The 17461-nt window shown below is 67.6% G+C and carries 18 protein-coding genes and 1 tRNA gene; 12 read left to right on the top strand and 7 right to left on the bottom strand.

Going from position 1 to position 17461, the window contains the following annotated elements; translation table 11 throughout:
* Window positions 1-148 precede the first annotated feature (148 nt).
* Window positions 149-221 (top strand) — tRNA-Ala (locus AB0D18_RS05665).
* A gap of 103 nt (window positions 222-324) precedes the next feature.
* Window positions 325-2223 carry a site-specific integrase gene (locus AB0D18_RS05660; RefSeq protein WP_362413254.1) on the top strand — a complete coding sequence of 633 codons (1899 nt, stop codon included), beginning with the start codon at window positions 325-327 and terminating at the stop codon, window positions 2221-2223.
* A gap of 1278 nt (window positions 2224-3501) precedes the next feature.
* Here AB0D18_RS05660 and AB0D18_RS05655 read toward each other — a convergent pair.
* The 6 genes from AB0D18_RS05655 to AB0D18_RS05630 all read right to left on the bottom strand — a co-directional run bounded on the left by AB0D18_RS05655 (window position 3502) and on the right by AB0D18_RS05630 (window position 6275).
* Entirely contained in the window at window positions 3502-3774 is a 273-nt protein-coding gene (locus AB0D18_RS05655; RefSeq protein WP_362413252.1) for a hypothetical protein, read from the bottom strand.
* Window positions 3775-4161: 387 nt separating this feature from the next.
* The gene (locus AB0D18_RS05650) at window positions 4162-4659 is read right to left on the bottom strand and encodes a hypothetical protein (protein WP_362413250.1); all 498 of its coding nucleotides are present in this window, start codon (window positions 4657-4659) and stop codon (window positions 4162-4164) included.
* Window positions 4656-5030: a hypothetical protein gene (locus AB0D18_RS05645; RefSeq protein ID WP_362413248.1), complete on the bottom strand. Its 375-nt coding sequence runs from the start codon at window positions 5028-5030 to the stop codon at window positions 4656-4658. The genes AB0D18_RS05650 and AB0D18_RS05645 overlap by 4 nt, the downstream gene beginning before the upstream one ends.
* Window positions 5031-5066: 36 nt before the next feature.
* Window positions 5067-5711 (bottom strand): HNH endonuclease, encoded by a 645-nt coding sequence (locus AB0D18_RS05640; RefSeq protein ID WP_362413246.1) that lies wholly within the window; start codon window positions 5709-5711, stop codon window positions 5067-5069.
* A complete protein-coding gene (locus AB0D18_RS05635) occupies window positions 5701-6123 on the bottom strand; it encodes a hypothetical protein (RefSeq protein WP_362413243.1) in 423 nt (140 codons plus the stop codon). Before AB0D18_RS05635 ends, AB0D18_RS05640 begins: the two co-directional genes overlap by 11 nt.
* Window positions 6120-6275, bottom strand: a complete 156-nt coding sequence (locus AB0D18_RS05630) for a hypothetical protein (protein ID WP_362413240.1) — start codon at window positions 6273-6275, stop codon at window positions 6120-6122. Before AB0D18_RS05630 ends, AB0D18_RS05635 begins: the two co-directional genes overlap by 4 nt.
* A gap of 789 nt (window positions 6276-7064) precedes the next feature.
* Here AB0D18_RS05630 and AB0D18_RS05625 point away from each other — a divergent pair.
* The 6 genes from AB0D18_RS05625 (at window position 7065) to AB0D18_RS05600 (ending at window position 12334) form a co-directional block, all read left to right on the top strand.
* Complete coding sequence (locus tag AB0D18_RS05625) at window positions 7065-7802, top strand: DUF2786 domain-containing protein (RefSeq protein ID WP_362413237.1); 738 nt, start codon at window positions 7065-7067, stop codon at window positions 7800-7802.
* A 103-nt stretch (window positions 7803-7905) separates the two neighbouring features.
* Window positions 7906-8130 carry a hypothetical protein gene (locus AB0D18_RS05620; RefSeq protein ID WP_362413234.1) on the top strand — a complete coding sequence of 75 codons (225 nt, stop codon included), beginning with the start codon at window positions 7906-7908 and terminating at the stop codon, window positions 8128-8130.
* A 26-nt stretch (window positions 8131-8156) separates the two neighbouring features.
* Window positions 8157-8621 carry a DUF6197 family protein gene (locus AB0D18_RS05615; protein WP_362413231.1) on the top strand — a complete coding sequence of 155 codons (465 nt, stop codon included), beginning with the start codon at window positions 8157-8159 and terminating at the stop codon, window positions 8619-8621.
* Window positions 8622-8711: 90 nt separating this feature from the next.
* Window positions 8712-10493 carry a ParB N-terminal domain-containing protein gene (locus tag AB0D18_RS05610; protein WP_362413228.1) on the top strand — a complete coding sequence of 594 codons (1782 nt, stop codon included), beginning with the start codon at window positions 8712-8714 and terminating at the stop codon, window positions 10491-10493.
* 66 nt (window positions 10494-10559) lie between these two features.
* Window positions 10560-10982, top strand: a complete 423-nt coding sequence (locus AB0D18_RS05605) for a hypothetical protein (RefSeq protein WP_362413225.1) — start codon at window positions 10560-10562, stop codon at window positions 10980-10982.
* Window positions 10983-11116: 134 nt separating this feature from the next.
* Entirely contained in the window at window positions 11117-12334 is a 1218-nt protein-coding gene (locus AB0D18_RS05600; RefSeq protein ID WP_362413222.1) for a hypothetical protein, read from the top strand.
* A gap of 690 nt (window positions 12335-13024) precedes the next feature.
* Here the strand turns inward: AB0D18_RS05600 and AB0D18_RS05595 are convergent.
* Window positions 13025-14041, bottom strand: a complete 1017-nt coding sequence (locus tag AB0D18_RS05595) for a hypothetical protein (RefSeq protein ID WP_362413219.1) — start codon at window positions 14039-14041, stop codon at window positions 13025-13027.
* Window positions 14042-14556: 515 nt separating this feature from the next.
* Here AB0D18_RS05595 and AB0D18_RS05590 point away from each other — a divergent pair.
* From AB0D18_RS05590 to AB0D18_RS05575, 4 genes are all read left to right on the top strand, one after another.
* Window positions 14557-15189 (top strand): hypothetical protein, encoded by a 633-nt coding sequence (locus AB0D18_RS05590; RefSeq protein ID WP_362413216.1) that lies wholly within the window; start codon window positions 14557-14559, stop codon window positions 15187-15189.
* Window positions 15190-15250: 61 nt separating this feature from the next.
* Window positions 15251-15610 carry a hypothetical protein gene (locus AB0D18_RS05585; RefSeq protein ID WP_362413214.1) on the top strand — a complete coding sequence of 120 codons (360 nt, stop codon included), beginning with the start codon at window positions 15251-15253 and terminating at the stop codon, window positions 15608-15610.
* A gap of 122 nt (window positions 15611-15732) precedes the next feature.
* A complete protein-coding gene (locus AB0D18_RS05580) occupies window positions 15733-16623 on the top strand; it encodes a hypothetical protein (protein ID WP_362413211.1) in 891 nt (296 codons plus the stop codon).
* A gap of 119 nt (window positions 16624-16742) precedes the next feature.
* A complete protein-coding gene (locus tag AB0D18_RS05575) occupies window positions 16743-17165 on the top strand; it encodes a DUF6409 family protein (protein WP_362413208.1) in 423 nt (140 codons plus the stop codon).
* Window positions 17166-17461: the final 296 nt, after the last annotated feature.

Genomic DNA, 17461 nt, shown 5'->3' with positions numbered 1-17461 from the left:
TCGCTGCTGCGAACCTCGCGGAGCATCTTACGGAGAGTGGTCGCGGACGGGGAGTCCCAATCTGTTTGTGGAATTGCGGGGGTCACCCGCTATTCTGGTGTGCGTCGGTTCCCGAGCGTTGTTCCGCTCGGTCCCGGTCACCCTTTTCGGGGCCTTAGCTCAGTTGGTAGAGCGCTGCCTTTGCAAGGCAGATGTCAGGAGTTCGAATCTCCTAGGCTCCACATCCCGAGAGGCCCCCTGACCTGCGGAAACGCAGGTCAGGGGGCCTCTCCGTGTTCATAACGTCAACACCGTGTCAACACCGGTCTGTCGTACGGTCCGCTCGTGGCATCGATCAGAGAACGTGCAAAAAGGGACGGAACCAGCAGCTTCATCGTCCTGTTCCGTGCAGGCGGAGCGAGGAACGCGAAGCAGGAGTCCGAGATCTTCGAGGACCTGAAGGCGGCCGAGAGCTTTCGGGATCTGGTGAACGGATACGGCCAGCAGTGGCCGCCGGGCTGGGTCCGGGGCCAGGGTTTCGTGGCCGAGAAGCGCCGGCCTGCGACGATGTTCGAGCCGTTCGCTCTCACCTTCATCGACCGGCTTACCGGCATCCAGGGCGACACTCGCGGCAAGTACAAGAAGGAGGTCCGCGAGAACCTGGCCCCCTGGTTCGGTCCCTACTCGGTCGAGGACGGCGAAGGCGGCATCATCCGGGACATGGTCCAGGACTGGGTCAACGATCTGGAGCATGGTCGTCCCGCGCCGTTGGACCCGCCGGATCGGAAGCCTCGGACGAAGTACAAGCCGAAGACGATCCGCGACAAGCACGGTCTCCTCTTCTCGATCATGCAGGCCGCCGTCGACGCGGAGCCGCCGTTGAGAGCCTCCAACCCGTGTGCCAAGACCAGCCTCCCCAGGGCTGACGGTGCCGAAGAGGAAGAAGACATCGTTTTCCTGGAGCGTGAGGAATACGCCTGGATCTACGAGGGTCTGATGGAGGACGCCAAGGAGTTGGCCGATGCCATCGCGGAAACCGGATGCAGGTGGGGCGAGGCGACCGCCCTCCAGCCACGCGACCTACGCCGCCGGAACGGCCGACCCGCCGTTCGAATACAGCGGGCGTGGAAGCGCGACGAGGATGGGAAACCGGTACTCGGGCCGCCGAAGACCAAGAAGTCGCGGCGCACCATCGTGATCACTCAACGCCTGGACCGGGTGCTGCGGCGCCGGGCGAAGGGACTTGCCAAGGACGCGCTGCTCTTCACAGGGCCCGAGGGCGGCAAGTGGGACCCCGGGACCTTCCGCCGGCTTCGGTGGCTGCCCGCGATCGAATACGCGGCGGAGAAGTACGGGTTGATCAAGCGCCCGCGTATTCATGACCTCCGCCACTCCCACGCCGCGTGGCTGATCGCGGCGAAGGTGCCGCTTCCGGCGATCCAAGGTCGCCTTGGGCACGAGTCGATCACCACCACGGTGGACACGTATGGACATCTCTTGGACGCGCTGGACGACGAGGTCATGGCGGCCGTCGAGTGGGCGATGAACCCGATGGCCCCACTCCCCGGCTTCCTGGCCGCCGCAGGCCTTCACACGGGCGCAGAAGGGCTCCCAGCCGTGCCGCAGCAGAGTTCCGGTACACCTCAGGCCGGGTGGACGGATGCCAGCGACGTGAGCGACGAACCGCGCTCCCCTGGCGTTGAGACGGGCCCTGTGTTCGTCGTAACAGCAGCAGGCCGCAAGGTGCCCTTCGTGGACGAGCAGCACGCGCAGGACTTCGTCAGCCAGTGGAACGACGACCACGCCGAGGAAATCGAATCTCTCCGTGCGGAGGGATTCGCGGCCTCCGTGGAGAAGATCGCTCTTCTGGGGGCGATCGGTCCCGAACGACGTAGCAAGTGGGTGGGCGGCGGCCCTGTTTGGACCGGCACGCCGGGGCGGGAACTCGTCTACTCAACATGGGCGACATACGACGCGGCCGGTGAACCCGTGAGTGAGCCGACGCCGGTCGAAGGGCGGTGGACGTGGGAGTTCGAGCACGACGAGTTCACCAGCAAGGCCGCCGAGTACCGGGTGGAGCGACGCCCCAACGGGTATACCGAGGTGTACGTCCGAGGTATCAACAGGTCTGCGGTAACGCGTGCCATCAAACTTGCCTGGGCTCAGGTCGCGGACGGCGACGAGAACCGCGAGCGGCCCTTGGCGGTGTCCAGCGCCGGTTTTGCGGCACCGCCGAGCGAGTAGACGCGGGTTTCCCGATCTGGCCCTGCCGACCGTGCCGCTGGACAGGCCATGACGGCTCTGTCCGGCGGGGAGGCGGGAAACGGAAGGCCACTTCCTGATGGGGAAAGCCCGAACCGGGCTGGGGGCAAGGGTCGTCGATGTGCAACGGCCCTAGGAGCGCGAGTAGCCGCATCCGGCTCGTGTTCTGGTACAGGGCGTTGCGCGTATGCGCATGGCGGTCGATCCGCGGGCTGGGCGCGGTAGACCACAACCAGCGGCGGCGCGTGCATTGCCTAGGATCACGGCTCTGCCAACCGAGGGATGCATGCCAATCGGCTCTTAGAGGGCGGAGGGGTTCGTTCCCTCTGTCCCATCCCGGCCGACTGAGTAAGGATAGAGCCAGGGTCTTTCCCGACCCGTAGTAGGGAATGAACTTTACTTTTCCCGATCCGGAGTGGGCCGTTAGAAATCCGCGAGTACGCCCCCTATGTTTCAATGCTTGGCGTTGGAAGATAACTGGTTGGAGAGTAGAGGTACGTGCCCCAGTTCGGTAAGAATTGAGCCTCGCATTTTTAGGTAGTCGACGGATTCGGCGATGGGCCGCAGCAGACAGGAATGTGTACGCGGAGGGCCCGCAGAAGTGCCGTTCTGATTCGTCATGCGTAGGGCCCAGCCAGTGATTAATGTTCCCTGTGTACCAGGAAAGCTGTGGAGCGAAGAGAGCGTCCTCCGAGACAGGCATCGCTGACGGAGCTGCGGAGTAGTCCATAACCCGGTACGGCTGGCGCTGGAGGCTGCGCCGTTTGGCGGACGCCCCAGATTTGCCATCGGATGCCGCCGAAGATCTCATTTGCTCTGCGGCTCTCTTCTTTGCTCTCTCTCTGTACATCGCTTGTCGGCAAGCGTCGCTGCAATAGGTGCGGGGGCGTCCTGTGCGCTTCTGTGTGATGGGAGGGCTGGTGCAGCCAGAACGGCTGCATTTGTGGATAAGGATCTCCTTATCTGCCTCCCATACAAGGCGCGAGTAGCCAGGCCCCGAACGACTTCGCAGCTCCTCGTGAAGACGCGGACCGAAAGCCGAATCACGCAATTTGGCGAGCAGTAGGGAAATGATGTTCCGCAACTGAATACTGGAAATGCCGAGTTGACCGGCAATTTGGTACTCCGGTGCTCCGTGTAGAAAGTCCAGCAACAGGCGCCTTTCGCCGGGGCGCAGGATCGCACGCATTGCCCGGCCAAGAACGTCGTCACTGAATCGTGCGCTTACCGGGTCTCGGTCCGGGCCGTAGATCGAACGTCTCACAGCGCGGCCCCTTCTCCTCCGGGCTCTGTGGTGGAGGCCGGGTTCTCCGCCGGCGCCGGAGGGAGTGGAAGACGTCGGGCGGGGGCCTTGAGGGCCTTGGTCAGCGAGACCAGAGTCTTGTTGCTCGACTCCAGCATCCCCGGTAGATCCTCCGCCCGCGCCCGACGCATGGCCTGGCGTGCGGTCAACCCATGTGTGAGCAGGGCCGCCAAGCCCATGACGGCTCCAGCGGCAAAGATGACGAGCGGAATCAGTACGAGGTACGTCACGGGTGGTCGTCCTTCCGGCTGCACAAACGCGGAGGGCCCCCGGCGCACGCGCCGGGGGCCCTCCGCAAACGAAAAAACTCCGCCCATGAGGGCGGAGTTTCGTGGTCTGGACGCACCGCTGGTACGTCCGGAAGAACTCTAGCGCCGATCCTCCCTCTCAACGCGGTTCCTGTTGGTCATCCGTACGTTTTCCCAGCTCAGCATGGTTGTTCTGAAGGAAAGACCGCAGCGTGCATTTAAAGAAGTTTCGTAACGCGCGATCGACGGGGCAGAGCCGCCCTGCGCGTCGACGGCGCGTCCAGCAGCTCCCAAAGGGTGTGCTGCCACCCCGCCTACCTCCGCCACGGCAGCCGGCCGCCGTTCAACACCAGTACCCGGTGCCGGACTTCATGCGCGACCATCACTCCACCCAGCTATGCGGTACCGCTGGAGGTTGTGCTGCGCGGTGAAGCCCATGACCCACTTCTCGCCCACGGAGTCGATGACGACCAAGCGGGAGTCGGTGTCGGCCTTCGGCCGGTAGAGAGCCATCGGGACGGCGACAGGGCACTCTCCCAGGGCGGGAGACTCCGCGCGGAAGACGCGCGTGGTGACGAGACGCCCAGTCAGGAGTCCCGTGCGGTGGTACTGGGCGGAGACTTCGCGGAGGACACCATCCAATTCGATGAGGACCGTGCGGTCCTCCGGTACGGAGGCGGCTTGCTCACAGGGGCACGGCTCCGTGTATGAGCTGCCGTCGGGGTAAGTGGGCGTCGAGGCAAGGTGCCACTGGAATCCCTCGCACACACGGCTGGTGTGGCAAGGGCAGCGCGGGCAGTTCGCTGATTTTGGCCGCACGTACTCCGGGCCGAAGGGCTCGTGGAAGGGGAAGTCGTCGTCATTCATGCGGACTGCCCCTTCGAGCCCATGTGGAACAAGGGCGAGGCGGCCTTGTGGAGGCTGTCGGAGAGCGTACGGGCATGGAGGCGGGCTTCGCCGAGGTGGTGAAGGAACTTTTCGGCAGCCGGGCCGGCCGGGCTGCCGTCGTCCATCCGGACCAACCCCTCGGCATGCTGCCGTCGTAGCGCCGCTGCGAGCTGATCCAAGGTTTGAGGAAGTCGGTCGGTCAACTGCGTGAGCGACTGCACCACCTCGCTGACGTGTGGCGGGGTCAGCAGGGAATCCAAGTTGGAAGTCTCGCGGTTCAGCCGCTGTTTCGCGTAGGCCGCGGTCTGCGCGTGGCCGAAGGTGTCGTTCAAGGTGCAGTCGTTGTTCACGTTTATTCCGTTCATAGGCGGTGGGCGTGGGCGGGGTCACCAGAGGCTCAGCGGCCGACCCTCGGCGGCGGTCGCCCGGATGCGGTGGGCGATCTCCTGCTCGGACTCGCCGTTGGCCTGACCCGTACGGATGCTCTGGGCGATCGCACGGGCACGTCCGGCGGGTCCGCGGAGGTCCGCCAAGGGACTTCCGGGGTTGCGGCGGCGCGTCAGCCACTCGTGCCGGTTCTCCGCGGGAGTCCCGAGGCGGAGGTGCTCCGGCTGCTGGCACGAGTGGTTGTCGCAGGTGTGGCAGACGGTCGGGCTGTCCTCGCCCCAGCCCAGGCGCGGGATGACGCCGTGGGCGAGCTGGTAGCCGTACAGGTGGGCCGGGACCGTCCCGCGCCGTGTGCGGCCCGGAAGGGAAGCGGCCCGGAAGCTCGCATGTCCGGTGTCGGAAATGCCGCCCAGGAAGTACCAGCAGGCGGACGTGCGCGAGGGGCGGTAGACCTTGGCCCAGTACCGGGCCCGGATCTTCTCGTCCGCCAGCCAGACCATCCACAGCCGGGCGGGAATCCTTACCGGCGACGGCTCCCCGATCAGTGCGAGCTGCTGCGGGTCGGTGTCCGGTGCAGGACCGGGCTCGCCCACTGCGGAAAGAGGGAAGAGCCCGGCCTCGTCGGGGGAGTTGTCAGACCTCATGAGGAGGGAACGGGGTCACGGACTCGCCTTCTGCGAGGTGCTCCGGCGGCGGCGCGGACGCTTTGGGGCGACGGCGGGAACGTGGTCGTTCGGCGTTCTTCCGGAGCGACTCGACCACCTCCTTCGCACGGGCGGCGGTAACAGGCTTCGCGTCCCGCTCCAGCTCCGGCACCGGGATGTTCACGAGTTCGGAGACCAACTGACCGTCGCCGAAGAGACGCAGTGCAGCAGCCACCGCTTCCCGCACTTCGAGGTCGGCCTTCTCCTTGGCGGTGGCGGCCTTCGCCGCTGCGGTTCGCTTGGCCAACAGGTTCGTGGCCGCGAGTTCACGGACCTTGGCCCCGAGCGCGGCTGCTTCTCGCACACGGCGCCGCAACTCGGCCGGGGTGAGCGGTAGGTCGGTTGTGCTCATCGGACGCCCTCCCCCGATACCGCTATCGGGTGGGCGCCCGAACCGAAGAGGTCGTCGCCGACCTGCTGGAGGAGGACGTCCTCCAGGCCCGCGAAGAGGTCGGCCTCTGCGTCTTCCGTGTCATCGTGGTCCGCGTCGAAATTAGTGGTCATGCGCGCACGTTAGGCAGCGGTGCGCGAAGACTTCTCTGCGCAGAATTCACCCTTCCGCCGGCTCATGACCAGTGCCTCTGGCGGGTCCTCTCTTGGAGGGGGTGGGGGCTGGTTGGTTGGGTGCTGCGCCGTTGTTGGTGCGGGTGGTGGGGCGGGGCTCCCTCCTCGGCCGGACACCCGGGGGGGGCGTACCAGGAACCCGGGCGCGGTGTCCAGGCCAAGCCGCTTCGCGGTCGCTGCGCGAGCCCGGACACCGCGCCCGGAACCCCGGTACGGCGGAGCTGTCCGACCGAGGAGGGAGCCCCGCCCAGGCCCGTTGTGGCCGGGACCGGCCGGGCGGGTGCGGGTCGGTGGGTTGAGGAAATGGCAGGTGTCCGTTCCCAGTAGAAGTGGCTGGGCGGGGTCGCGCTGGCCAGCAGTTCGTCAGATCCACTGGGACGATGCGCCACTCGACCGTCCCGGCGGATCTGTCGGGACTTCGTACCGCTGTCCAGGTCTGCTGGGACTCAGCCAGATTCGCTGGGACGAGCCACCCGGCAAATGGGGTTGCAGCGGACAGGGGCGTGGGACGCGCCGCCAACTCCGCCGGGAATCGCCAGTTCGCTGGCCAGGTCGGCTGGGACTCCGCCACTTCCACTGGGAACGGACAGCAGGTCAGGGCCCTTGTCAGGGTTGACCCGAACCCTAGAACATGGTTTAATTATTGGTGTCGGAAGGGGAGGGCAACCCCTGACCGGCGAACGGCGGGCCGACCGGCCGCCGACAACCTCTCTCACCAGGAGAACAACGATGAGCACCACGAAGGCCCCCGGAAAGCTCGACACCATCCGCGCTCTGCTCGCCAAGGCGGAGGACCCCCGTACCCCGGAGTCGGAGGCGGAGTTGGCCCGGAAGCGGGCGTTCGAGATGATGGCGAAGTACGGCGTCGAAGAGGCAATGTTGAGCGACGGACAGCCGTCGCGGGACGCGGTCACCGCGAAGTACGTCGACCTCCCCAACCCGTGGTCCATGTCCCGCGTCCGGCTCATCTGCTTCATCGCGCAGAACGTCGGCTGCAAGGCCGTGCACATGGGCGTGCGGGGCAGCGTTCGCCGCGTTCACATCGTCGGCCACGAGTCCGACATCCAGCGCGCCGAGATCCTTTATGCCTCTCTCCTGATCCAGATGCTCGGCGGGCTCAACGCGCAGGTCGTCCCGTACGGCGTCCGGAGTGCGCGAGCCTGGCGCAACTCGTGGACCGTCGGCTTCATCGAGCGCGTCATGGAACGGCTCAAGGTGATCGAGCAGGCCGCCCGCGCCGCCGCCAGCGGGGAAACGTCGGCCACGGGCCGCAGCGGTGAACTCGTGCTGGCCGACCGCGACGCGATGGTGGAGGCCGCCTACCGCAAGGAGCACCCGCACGTTCGGACTTCGCGCGGCTCGTACAGCGGAAGCGGGTACGGCGACGGGGCCGCCGCAGGCAACCGCGCCGACATCGGCGGCACCCGCCGCATCGGGGCCAAGGCGGCCGGAGTGCTCGCAGCCTGACCGCCCATCCAGGCCGGGGGCGGCCGTCCGCCGCCCCCGGTCACCGGCACGGTTCACGACCGGCCGCGCCCCGGAATTCCTCAGCCACCCCGGAGGGCAAGCCGTGAAAGTCGGCAACCACGAAGTGCTCAGCTTCCACACCAACCGCAAGACCGGAGTGCGTACGGTGCTGCTCCACAACGGCGATGAATGGGTTACCGCCGTTGTCCCGAAGTCCTTTGGTCCCGAGCCCGCCGAGTGGTGGCAGGGGCACTACCACGGCGATAGTTACGACGCCGCAAGGCAGGACTTTCTCAAGTGGGCCGAACTCGACTCCCCGCGCCCGTAACCGTTCCGCCAGTTCAGGAGTACGTCATGCCCCAGCGCCGAATTGCGGCCACCCCCGCCTACATCCTCACCGCCGCCGCTGACCACATCGAACGCGTTGGCCTGTACCAGGGTGACCACCTCTGGCAGCCGGGCCGGATGGGCGATACCGCCCCGTGCACCGTGCTGCACGCGTGGGAACGAGGCGTGCGTGCCGCCCGGCCCCGTTGGTCCGTACGCGGTGAACCGTGGGACACCTTCCATCGAGCTCTTGCCGACTCCCTTGTAATGCTCAGCAACCACATCAACGGCCGCCCCGTGTCCGCCGTTCGTTGGCGGAGGCTGAGGCTCACCGAGGACGCCTACCGCCGCACCATGCTGTGGTGTTGGGGAGATGAACCCGAGCGAACCACCGCCGAGGCCGCTGCCACGATCCGCGCAGCAGCATCCCTCTCTCTGGGTGGCCCCCGTCACATCGAGCAGGCTTGTCCCGCACCCAAGAACATGGTTTAATTAATGGTGTCGGGAGGGGGGGCAACACCCCTCCCGACACCCCGCCGGGCCGACCGGCCCGACGAACTCTCACCAGGAAGTGAAGAAGCGATGACCAACACCAAGACCCAGGCGGGCGTCCAGACTGCTCCTGCCCCGTGGCCCACCTCCACCGTCGCCGAGCTGGCCGCGCACCCCGGCAACGTCCGCGACATCGAGGCTCCGGACGATCTGTTGGCCGACGTGAAGGCCAACGGCGTCCAAGAGCCGCTGTACGTCGTGCGCACGCACGGCGACGTGCCGCAGGTTGTCGACGGCTTTCAGCGTCTCGCCGCCGCCGTCGCCGCAGGGCTGGAGTCCGTACCGGTCACGCCCCGCCCGGTCATCCGGATTGACGCGCTCAGCCCGCACCCGCAGAACGCCCGTGAAGATCTCGACATCAACGGCCCGTTCGTGGAATCGCTCCGTGTAGAAGGCTGCCGAATTCCCGTCAAGATTCAGCGACTTGAGGGCGGAGTGCTCCAGATCAACGACGGGAACCGCCGCTTCTACGGGTCGAAGGACGCGGGCTTGACCTACCTGCCGTACGAGTGGGAGGACGACGACCGCGACGCGGCCGGGCAGTTCCTCGACATGATCACGACCGCCCAGCACCGTAAGAGCCTCAGTTCCTCCGAGATGAACCAGGCCATGTTCTCCGCCGCCGAGGCGGGGGCGCAGGTCGGCCGAATCGCCAAGGCCGCAGGTGTACGGCAGAAGGACGTCAAGACCCTGGTCAAGGTCCGGTCCGACGAGAAGCTGTCGGCCGCCGTCATCGGCGCGAGCAGCTACGAGTGGACGTTCGAGCACCTGGCCGCACTGTCGGAGTTCGCCGACGACGCCGAGGCACTTACCGCGATCACGGAGGCCGCCGCCGACGACGACGCCGACGAGGGAGACGTCGACTGGGCCATTGCCATCGAGCGGACCAAGCGCGACAAGCGGACCAAGGCCGAGGCGCACCGCACCGAGCTGGAGGCAGCCGGACAGCGGATCAGGGACGCCGAGGAGCTGTCCGAGCGCGCCATGGCCGTGTGGCGTCTGCGCGGCATCCGTGCCGAGGAACACGCCGAGTGCAAGGGTCAGGTGTGGGTGTTTGACGAGACGCGAGGCGACCGGTACGAGCCGTACTGCACCGCCCCCGGCCTGTACGGGCACACGGTGCCCGAGGGTGGCAGCGGGAACGGTGGCACGAAGACCGATGCCCAGAGGGAGACCGAGCGCGCCGCCCGCGCCGCCGTCAAGAAGGGGAACATCGACTGGGACGCGGCGGAGACCGTGCGCCGGACGTGGATCACGGACCTGATCAAGCGGCGCAACCTTCCGAAGAACACCGTGAACGCACTGGTGGGCCACGTCAACGAAGCTCTGTTGAGCGGCACGTGGGGAATCTGCGACGACCTCAACAAGGAGCCGACCACCGAGATCCTGGCGTCCTTCCTGGGGCTGAGCACCCAGCAGGCTAGCAACCGGAGCCGTTTCGCCGAGCACGTTGCCAAGGACCCGCGCCGAGCCCCGCAACTCCAGTTCGCGGCCGTCGCAGCTGTGCGGGAGAAGTGCGCGAACCGATCGGCGTGGCGGACCGACGAGCAGCGCGCCCCGTGGACGCGGCAGCCCACGGCCCGCTGGTTCAAGGTGCTGGAGTCCCTGGGGTACCCGCTCACGCCGATTGAGCAGTCCGTGGTGGACGACGAGCCTTACGACCCCGCCAAGAAGACGCCCCGCGCCGCGATCACGTCCGGCAACGAGCAGGAGCCCGACGCCGACGAAGGGCAGGACGAGCCGGAGGCCGACGAGGCCGATGAGGCCGAGGACGCCGACGAGCCCGCGAGCGACGACGAAGCCGCCGCGTAGCCCTTAGCCGACCGACGCCGGGGGGCGGAGTCCCATCCGCCCCCCGGCCACCCCAGGAGCCCCACAGTGACCCGTACAGCTCTGTTCGAGACCCACGCCGACGACCACGGTTGCGGATGCGTCCCCGCCCCCGCCGAGCCCGACCCCGGCACCACCGCCGACATCATGCAGGCCCGCGCCATCGCGTCAGGACTCGCGGAGTTCGGCATCGGGCCCGCCCGCTGGTCTGCCGCCTACGACCACCAGGCCGCCGCCGTCGTCCTGCGCGTGGACACCCCGCGCGGACTGTACGCGCTCGCCATCCCGGACCCCGGCCAGCCCTTCCCCGTCCGCCACCGTGGCGAGCGCATCGGAGCCCTTGACTGCCGCCGCACCTACGGCGTTGCCGACAGCTACACGGCCGCCCTGTTCGCCGCGTTTCTCCGGGACCGTGCCGCACTGAACATCCCCGGCCGGGATGTTTGCCCCACGTCCAAAAACATGGTTTAATTAATGGTGTCGGGAGGGGGAGGGCCACACCTCCCGACACACGGGCCGCGAGTCGGCCCGCACCCCGGCCGTGGGCGGAGGGCAACCCGCCCGGCCGGGCGCTCATTCCTCTCTCACCAGCAGGAGCACCCACGATGACCAGCGCAGCCATGCGATTTTCCGTCCCCGCGACGGCCCAGTCCCGCGTACGTCAGCTCGTTGAAGCCACGAACGCCCGCGCAGCCGTCCACCAGCTCACCCCGTACACGCTCGACATCTCCGCGCCCTTCCTGTCCGACTACCGCGACACGGACGGCCGCCTGATCGGCCAGCGGCCCACCGTCACCGTGACGATCTCCGGGGACATTCCCCGCCACCACGGGTGGACCGTCCTCGCGCGTCTTGACCACGACGCCGAGGGCGAGACGATCAGCAGCCTGTTTCCCGGTCTGCCCGAGCAGGATGCCGAGGCCGTACGCCAGTACCGCGCCATCGAGAACTTCTGCCACGGGTGCGCCGTCGCCCGCCACCGCACCGCCACCTACCTCGCGCGCCACGAGAGCGGCGAGATGCGGCAGTTGGGCACGACGTGCGTCGAGCCGTACACTGGTCTGCCGATCAAGGGCCTTGAGGCTCTGTGGAGGTTCGGCACGCTGAAGGACTCCGATTGGGACGGCGAGGAGGGCGGCATCCCGGCCGATCTCCGCGTCCCGGTGATCGAGGCCCTGCGAGTGACCGCCGCCATCGTGACGCAGGAGGGCCGCTACTACAGCCGGTCCGAGGAGTGGAAGAAGGTCATACCGACCGCCAGCTCCGTTGAGTCGTACTTCTTCAACCGCAAGGCCCCCGAGGAGTGGCGCGAGGCAATCGACGCCGAGCCCGACGCCCCGAGCACGGCCGCCGCCGTCCGCGCATGGGCGATCCAGGGATACGGCAGCCTTTCCGACTACCGCCACAAGGTGGGCCAGCTGGCCAGGGCGGAGACCGTCGACCCGCGCCACCTGCCGACACTGGTCTCGGCCATCGCGGGTTGGTACCGCGACCAGGAGAAGGAAGCCACCGAGCGGGCCGCCCAGAACTCCCGGCCGCAGGGCACCGTGGGCGAGCGCATCACCACGAACGCCACCGTCACCACCGTGATCGAGCTGGAAGGCCGGTCGTACGGCTACCACACCCAGCGCCGCCGACTGGTCAAGTTCCAGGACGGCGACGGGAACGTGTTCGTCTGGTTCAGCAGCGCCGCCACCGTCCCGGCCCAGGGCGACGAAGTCGAACTGACCGGCACCGTCAAGGACCACAGCATCTACGGCGAGACCGCACAGACCGTTCTCACCCGGTGCCGAGTTGCGGAGCGCCAGCCGGTAGCGGCCTGAGAAGCCCGGCCGGGCGGGGGAGCCACCGCCCGGCCGACCCCGGCCGCCGGGCCGTGGGGTGGGCGGCATCGAGCCGCCCACCCCACGCTCCGCCCACCACGGTCCGGGCCCACCCGCGTCGGCGGCCGGCCCGCTCACCGGCCCCCGTACGAAGGGCGTCCCTCCGGGACGGCTCAGCCTTGCCCGGCTCGCAGCCGGCCGGGACGTCCGGGCCGCGGGCGGCCCTCCCGTCCCGTCCGGACGCCGGGCCAAAGGGCGTGCCCTGCGGGCACGACGGCACTGTCCGTCGCGCTCCGCGCGACCACGGGCGGCACCCCACGTCCTAGCGACGGCACGTCGCCGACCGCACCACTGAGACACCCGAGGAACAACCCCATGCCCGAGAACACGTGCGCCGTCCAAACCCAGGTTGGCCCGGCAGGAGAACCGTCTTCGCTGACGTGCCTGCAAGTCGCCAGACAGGCCGCCCTCCTCGCCGTCACCGCAACCGACGACGCCATGACTGCCGTGTGCCGCAGCCGCTCCGGTGCCGTCGCCCGACTGGAGGCGGTAATGCACGCGGCCCACAAGGAAGCCGTCGACGCGGCGCGGCATGCCTACACGGAAGCTGTACCGGAGACGGCTCCTGCTCACCGAACAGCAGGTCCGTGCCGAGCGCGACGCCGCCGATCGTTGAGAGGACGAGGGCGGCTACTCCCCTGGCACGTCTGAGTAAAGCGCCTCGCGCGCCAGAGCCGTGAAGGCGCGGATCTCGTCGTGGAGTTCGGCGCTTGCGTCGTCTAGCGCCATGCGCGGAGTCACGTTGCGCTCTTGGAGCGCAAACAAGATTAGAGGGGCGACCTCAGAATCTGGCAACTCTATTCCGTTTTGCCGCTGTTCGTTGTCTTGTCTGGCCGACCCCAACAGTGCGTGGACATTAGTTGCTCTGACCCTGATCCGATCCAGGTCAGCGAGATCCGGACGTTGCTCTCGTACCATGAGAATGCCCGTGTGAGTTGGCGCAGCGGAGTCTCTTCCCAGGGAAATTGGACCTGCGACGATCTGATTCGTTGCCCGCATTTCTTCACATTCTTGATCCGACCATGCATCGCAGCGTATGCGGTTCCAGCGACGGTACTTGGGAACGTCGGGGAACTCCACCTCCTCGTTGGGACGCATCGCGCAGGTGAAGGCCCACCATTCTGCCGTCGGTCGCCAAAGTTCATTCACCTCCTCATTGAGGGCGTAGCGCAGACCTCTCAACTCAATTCTGATAAATTCTTGGTAAGCGCCCAAGCGCCCCCAGGTAGCTGCCACCTCAGCCGAATGCTCATGAATACCCAGGGCTCCAGACCCGGCACTCAATACACTCCAGGCGCTTTCGCTGACGCCTTCAGGGCCCTCCAAAGCCACGAAAGCCAAGGCTGTTTCGACACGCCTGATGGCTTGTGCAGTAGATTCCGAATCCAGTGCGTTGGCATCCAACTGGTGGTGCAGTTCGTTGGCCTCTTTGAGGAACGCTCCATAGGCTGCCCGCCTTGCGGTCTGGACTCCTACCTGCTTCGTCGTGTCCACCTGCGCGTGGACGCCTTCCAGTGCCGCCCTAGCGGCAACTGTGGCGGCCCGACCTGCTGCTTTCGATTGCATGCGCGAACCAAGCAGTGCACCCCCGGCGCCGATACCGACTCCGACGAGTCCAGTGACAGCGGTGAGCTGTTCAGGAGTCATGCTCGCCCCCCGTGGTAAAGCGATAGAACGTCTGCACGATACCCGCCTCGATAGATCCTCTTGATGCCGGCCGGAAGGACTTCGTGCCTCTGGCGGGTCCTCTCTCGGAGGGGGTGGGGGTCGTCGGGCATGTGTCACGTCGTTGTTGGTGCGGGTGGTGGGGCGGGGCTCCCTCCTCGGCCGGATACCCGGGGGCGTACCAGGAACCCGGGCACGGTGTCCAGGCCGAGCCGCTGCGCGGTCGCTGCGCGAGCCCGGACACCGTGCCCGGAACCCTGGTACGGCGGAGCTGTCCGACCGAGGAGGGAGCCCCGCCCAGGCCCGTTGTGGCCGGGCCCGGCCGGGCGGGTGCGGGTCGGTGGGTTGAGAAAAGGGCAGGTCAGAGCCCTTGTCGGGGTTGACCCGAACCCTAGAACATGGTTTAATTAGTGGTGTCGGAAGGGGAGGGCAACCCCCGACCGGCGAACGGCGGGCCGACCGGCCGCCGACAACCTCTCTCACCAGGAGAACGAACGATGAACATGCCGCTCACCGTCGCGGAGCTGTCCCACTCGATCGCCGTCGAACTCGCCGGGAACTGGCGACCGCAGCCCGCGCGCCACGGCGTCCAGGAGCTGGACCACGCCGCCACATTCACGCACCTGGACGGCCGACAGCTCCACCTCTCCGAGCGGTTCGACGACCCCGGACACCTGCACATTCGGGGCGCGTTCCCCACCACCGACTATCCGTTCCGTAGGGGCGAGCGCGACACGGTCCGAGTCGCCATGAGCGAGGACCCGGCAGACATCGCGGCCCGAATCGCCGCAGACCTCATCCCTGTGCACCGTGACGTTCACGAGCGCGTGAAGGAACACAACCGCGCACAGGCCGAAAAGCGCCGGGACGTCGAGGAGGTCGCCCGCGATCTCTCCGCCCGACTCCCCGGAGCGCGAACCCGAATCGACATCACAACCGCCTTTGTTTACATGGACCTTGAGCCGGGCGAAGTCCGTATCGGGCTCGACGGCGACACCGTGAGTCTCGTACTCAACGATGCGCCCCGGATTATCGCCGACGCCGTCGTATTCGCGGTGAGCCGATTCCTTCCCCACGTTCAGACGCCCGAGGGAGATCGCGGCGAATACGTCGACGGATACGCCCTCTAAATCCCCGTGCTTTGCGGCGGCGTGCTGCCCAGTGCGCCGCCCTCCCCAGGAAGGCCACAGGATGAGCGCCGACGTATTCACAATCGAACCGCAATGGATCGTGCAGGCCCCGCACCTCCGATGCACCCTCAAACGAGCCCTTGCGCTCCAGTCCGCACACAACGTGTGGGCCGGTACCGAGCACATCAACAACGCCGTAGCGATGGCCTACGGCGATCAACTCCCGGATTCCGGCCGATGGGAACTGACTCGCTCTCAACTCCGCACACTCAAAATCGCCATTGAATGGCGCAGGGCCACGCGCGCGGCCAGCGACAAGAAGACCGCCCCCGATATCCTCGATCGCTGGACGCGAATAGAGGACGAGGTCATAGCCGCATACCGCGCCGTGAGCAACGAAGCAGGGTTGTACTGGATTTAGAGGGTTGCCGATCACCCAAGAACATGGTTTAATTAATGGTGTCGGGAGGGGGCAACACCGCCTCCCGACATCCCGGGGTCAGCTGGCCCCGGATGCCGATCTCTCACCAGGAGGACCGAGATATGCCCCGCAAGCCGAAGATGACCGACGAAGAGCGCCGCGCCTACAGCGCCAAGATGCGCGGTGAGCTGGAAGCCGTTATGGATCGTGCGTACGGCGCAATGGTCGGCAGCGAGGAATTCTGGGCCGCCGTCATGCGCACGGCCGCGAACCTGACCCACCCCGACCGCGACGACCGCAGCCCCACCAACTGCATCGCCATCGCCGCCCAGCACCCCAACGCCACCCACGTACTCAGCTCTGGAGACTGGCGAAAGGCCGGGCGCTTCCCGATCAAGGGGTCCACCTCCCTCCGCATCTGGACGCCGATCAAGCGACGGACCGAGGATGCCCAGGAGGCCACGGCCGCAGCCGCCGACGGTGGGCAGCGCGAGGCCACCGGCGAGGCCGCCGGGGGCGAGACGCGCAAGGTGTCCGGCTTCAAGGCCGGGCCGGTTTTCGACATCAGCCAGACCGACGGTGACGCCTACGAGCCGCCCGCCGCTGCCCCGCTCGCCCCCGAGGTCATCAGGGATGCCCTGGTGAACCAGTACCGCCACCAATACAAGGAGGACCCCGAGCGGGCCGGAGGGTTCGACTTCACCCAGGATGCCCCCGACAACGCCGTCCGCATCCTGCTGTACGGCCACGCATGGCGAGGCATCACCGAGGCGGACGCCCCCCTTCCCGGCCAGCACGCCGCCGAAGTCGCCTCAGCCGCCCACGTCGCCGCGCTCATCCTCGGAATCACTCCGGGCCCCGCCGCCCTGCCGCCGCTCGCGGGCATCATCACCCAGGACAAGAAGCCCCCGATCCACGAGTCTGCCGTACGGGCCATCGAGACCGGTCGCGCCATCGCCCGCGCCGTCACGACGGCCGCCGAGTGCCGCCGTGAACTTGCCATGACGGGTTGACCCGAACCCAAGAACATGGTTTAATTAATGGTACCGGAAGGGGGAGGGCAACCCCCCGACCGGCACCCCCGCCGGGGCCGACCGGCCCCGGCGGAACCTCTCACCAGACAGGACACGACATGCTCACCACCGACAAGAAGCCCACCGTGCAGGACTTCCCCACGGCGACGCTCGTAATCGGCGGCCCCTGGTTCCGGGGCCACCAGCTCGACACCCGCCCCGCCGTCGTCGTCGGCCCGCTCGGCGGCCCGGAGTTCGCGGACGAGGCCACCATGTCCGTGGTCTGGTTCTTCACCCTTGGGGCCCCGCAGCCCGGCGACAGCGTCCAGGCGATGTTCCCGCACGAGCTGACCCCGCTTGACGACACGCTCACCACGATGCACCAGGACACGTTCCGCGACATCGTCCGCAACCTGCGCCGGGGCCGGTTCGCCTACGACGACGGGGACGCGCTCCGCGCCGCCGTCCGACAGGCATGGCGCGAGCGGACCGGACTGGCCGACGCCGACCCGGCCGCCCGGCACACGCTCCACCGCAGCTGAGACCGAGGCCCCGCCGGTCCGGGGGAGGGCAACACCTCCGGACCGGCAGGCCCCCGAGCACCCCAGCGGACACCCCTTCGGGGCGGCAGGACAGGTCCGGTGCGTTCACCCCCGCCGGCCGATTCCGCCGAAGGCGGCTCCACCGACCGACGGCGGGCACCGGACCGACAAAGGACACGCCCCGCCGGGGCGCGACTGCCCCTGTCGTCGCGCAGGCGCGACGACCCGCGAGCCGATCGTCCCTCACGGCCCGCGCCGGTGGTGCAGCGCCGCTGCCAACGCACGGTCCGCCCTAC

Source organism: Streptomyces sp. NPDC048442, from assembly GCF_040651475.1.
Classification (GTDB): domain Bacteria; phylum Actinomycetota; class Actinomycetes; order Streptomycetales; family Streptomycetaceae; genus Streptomyces.
The sequence above is the reverse complement of the archived record's forward strand: the minus strand, read 5'-3'. Positions and strand labels throughout refer to the sequence as shown.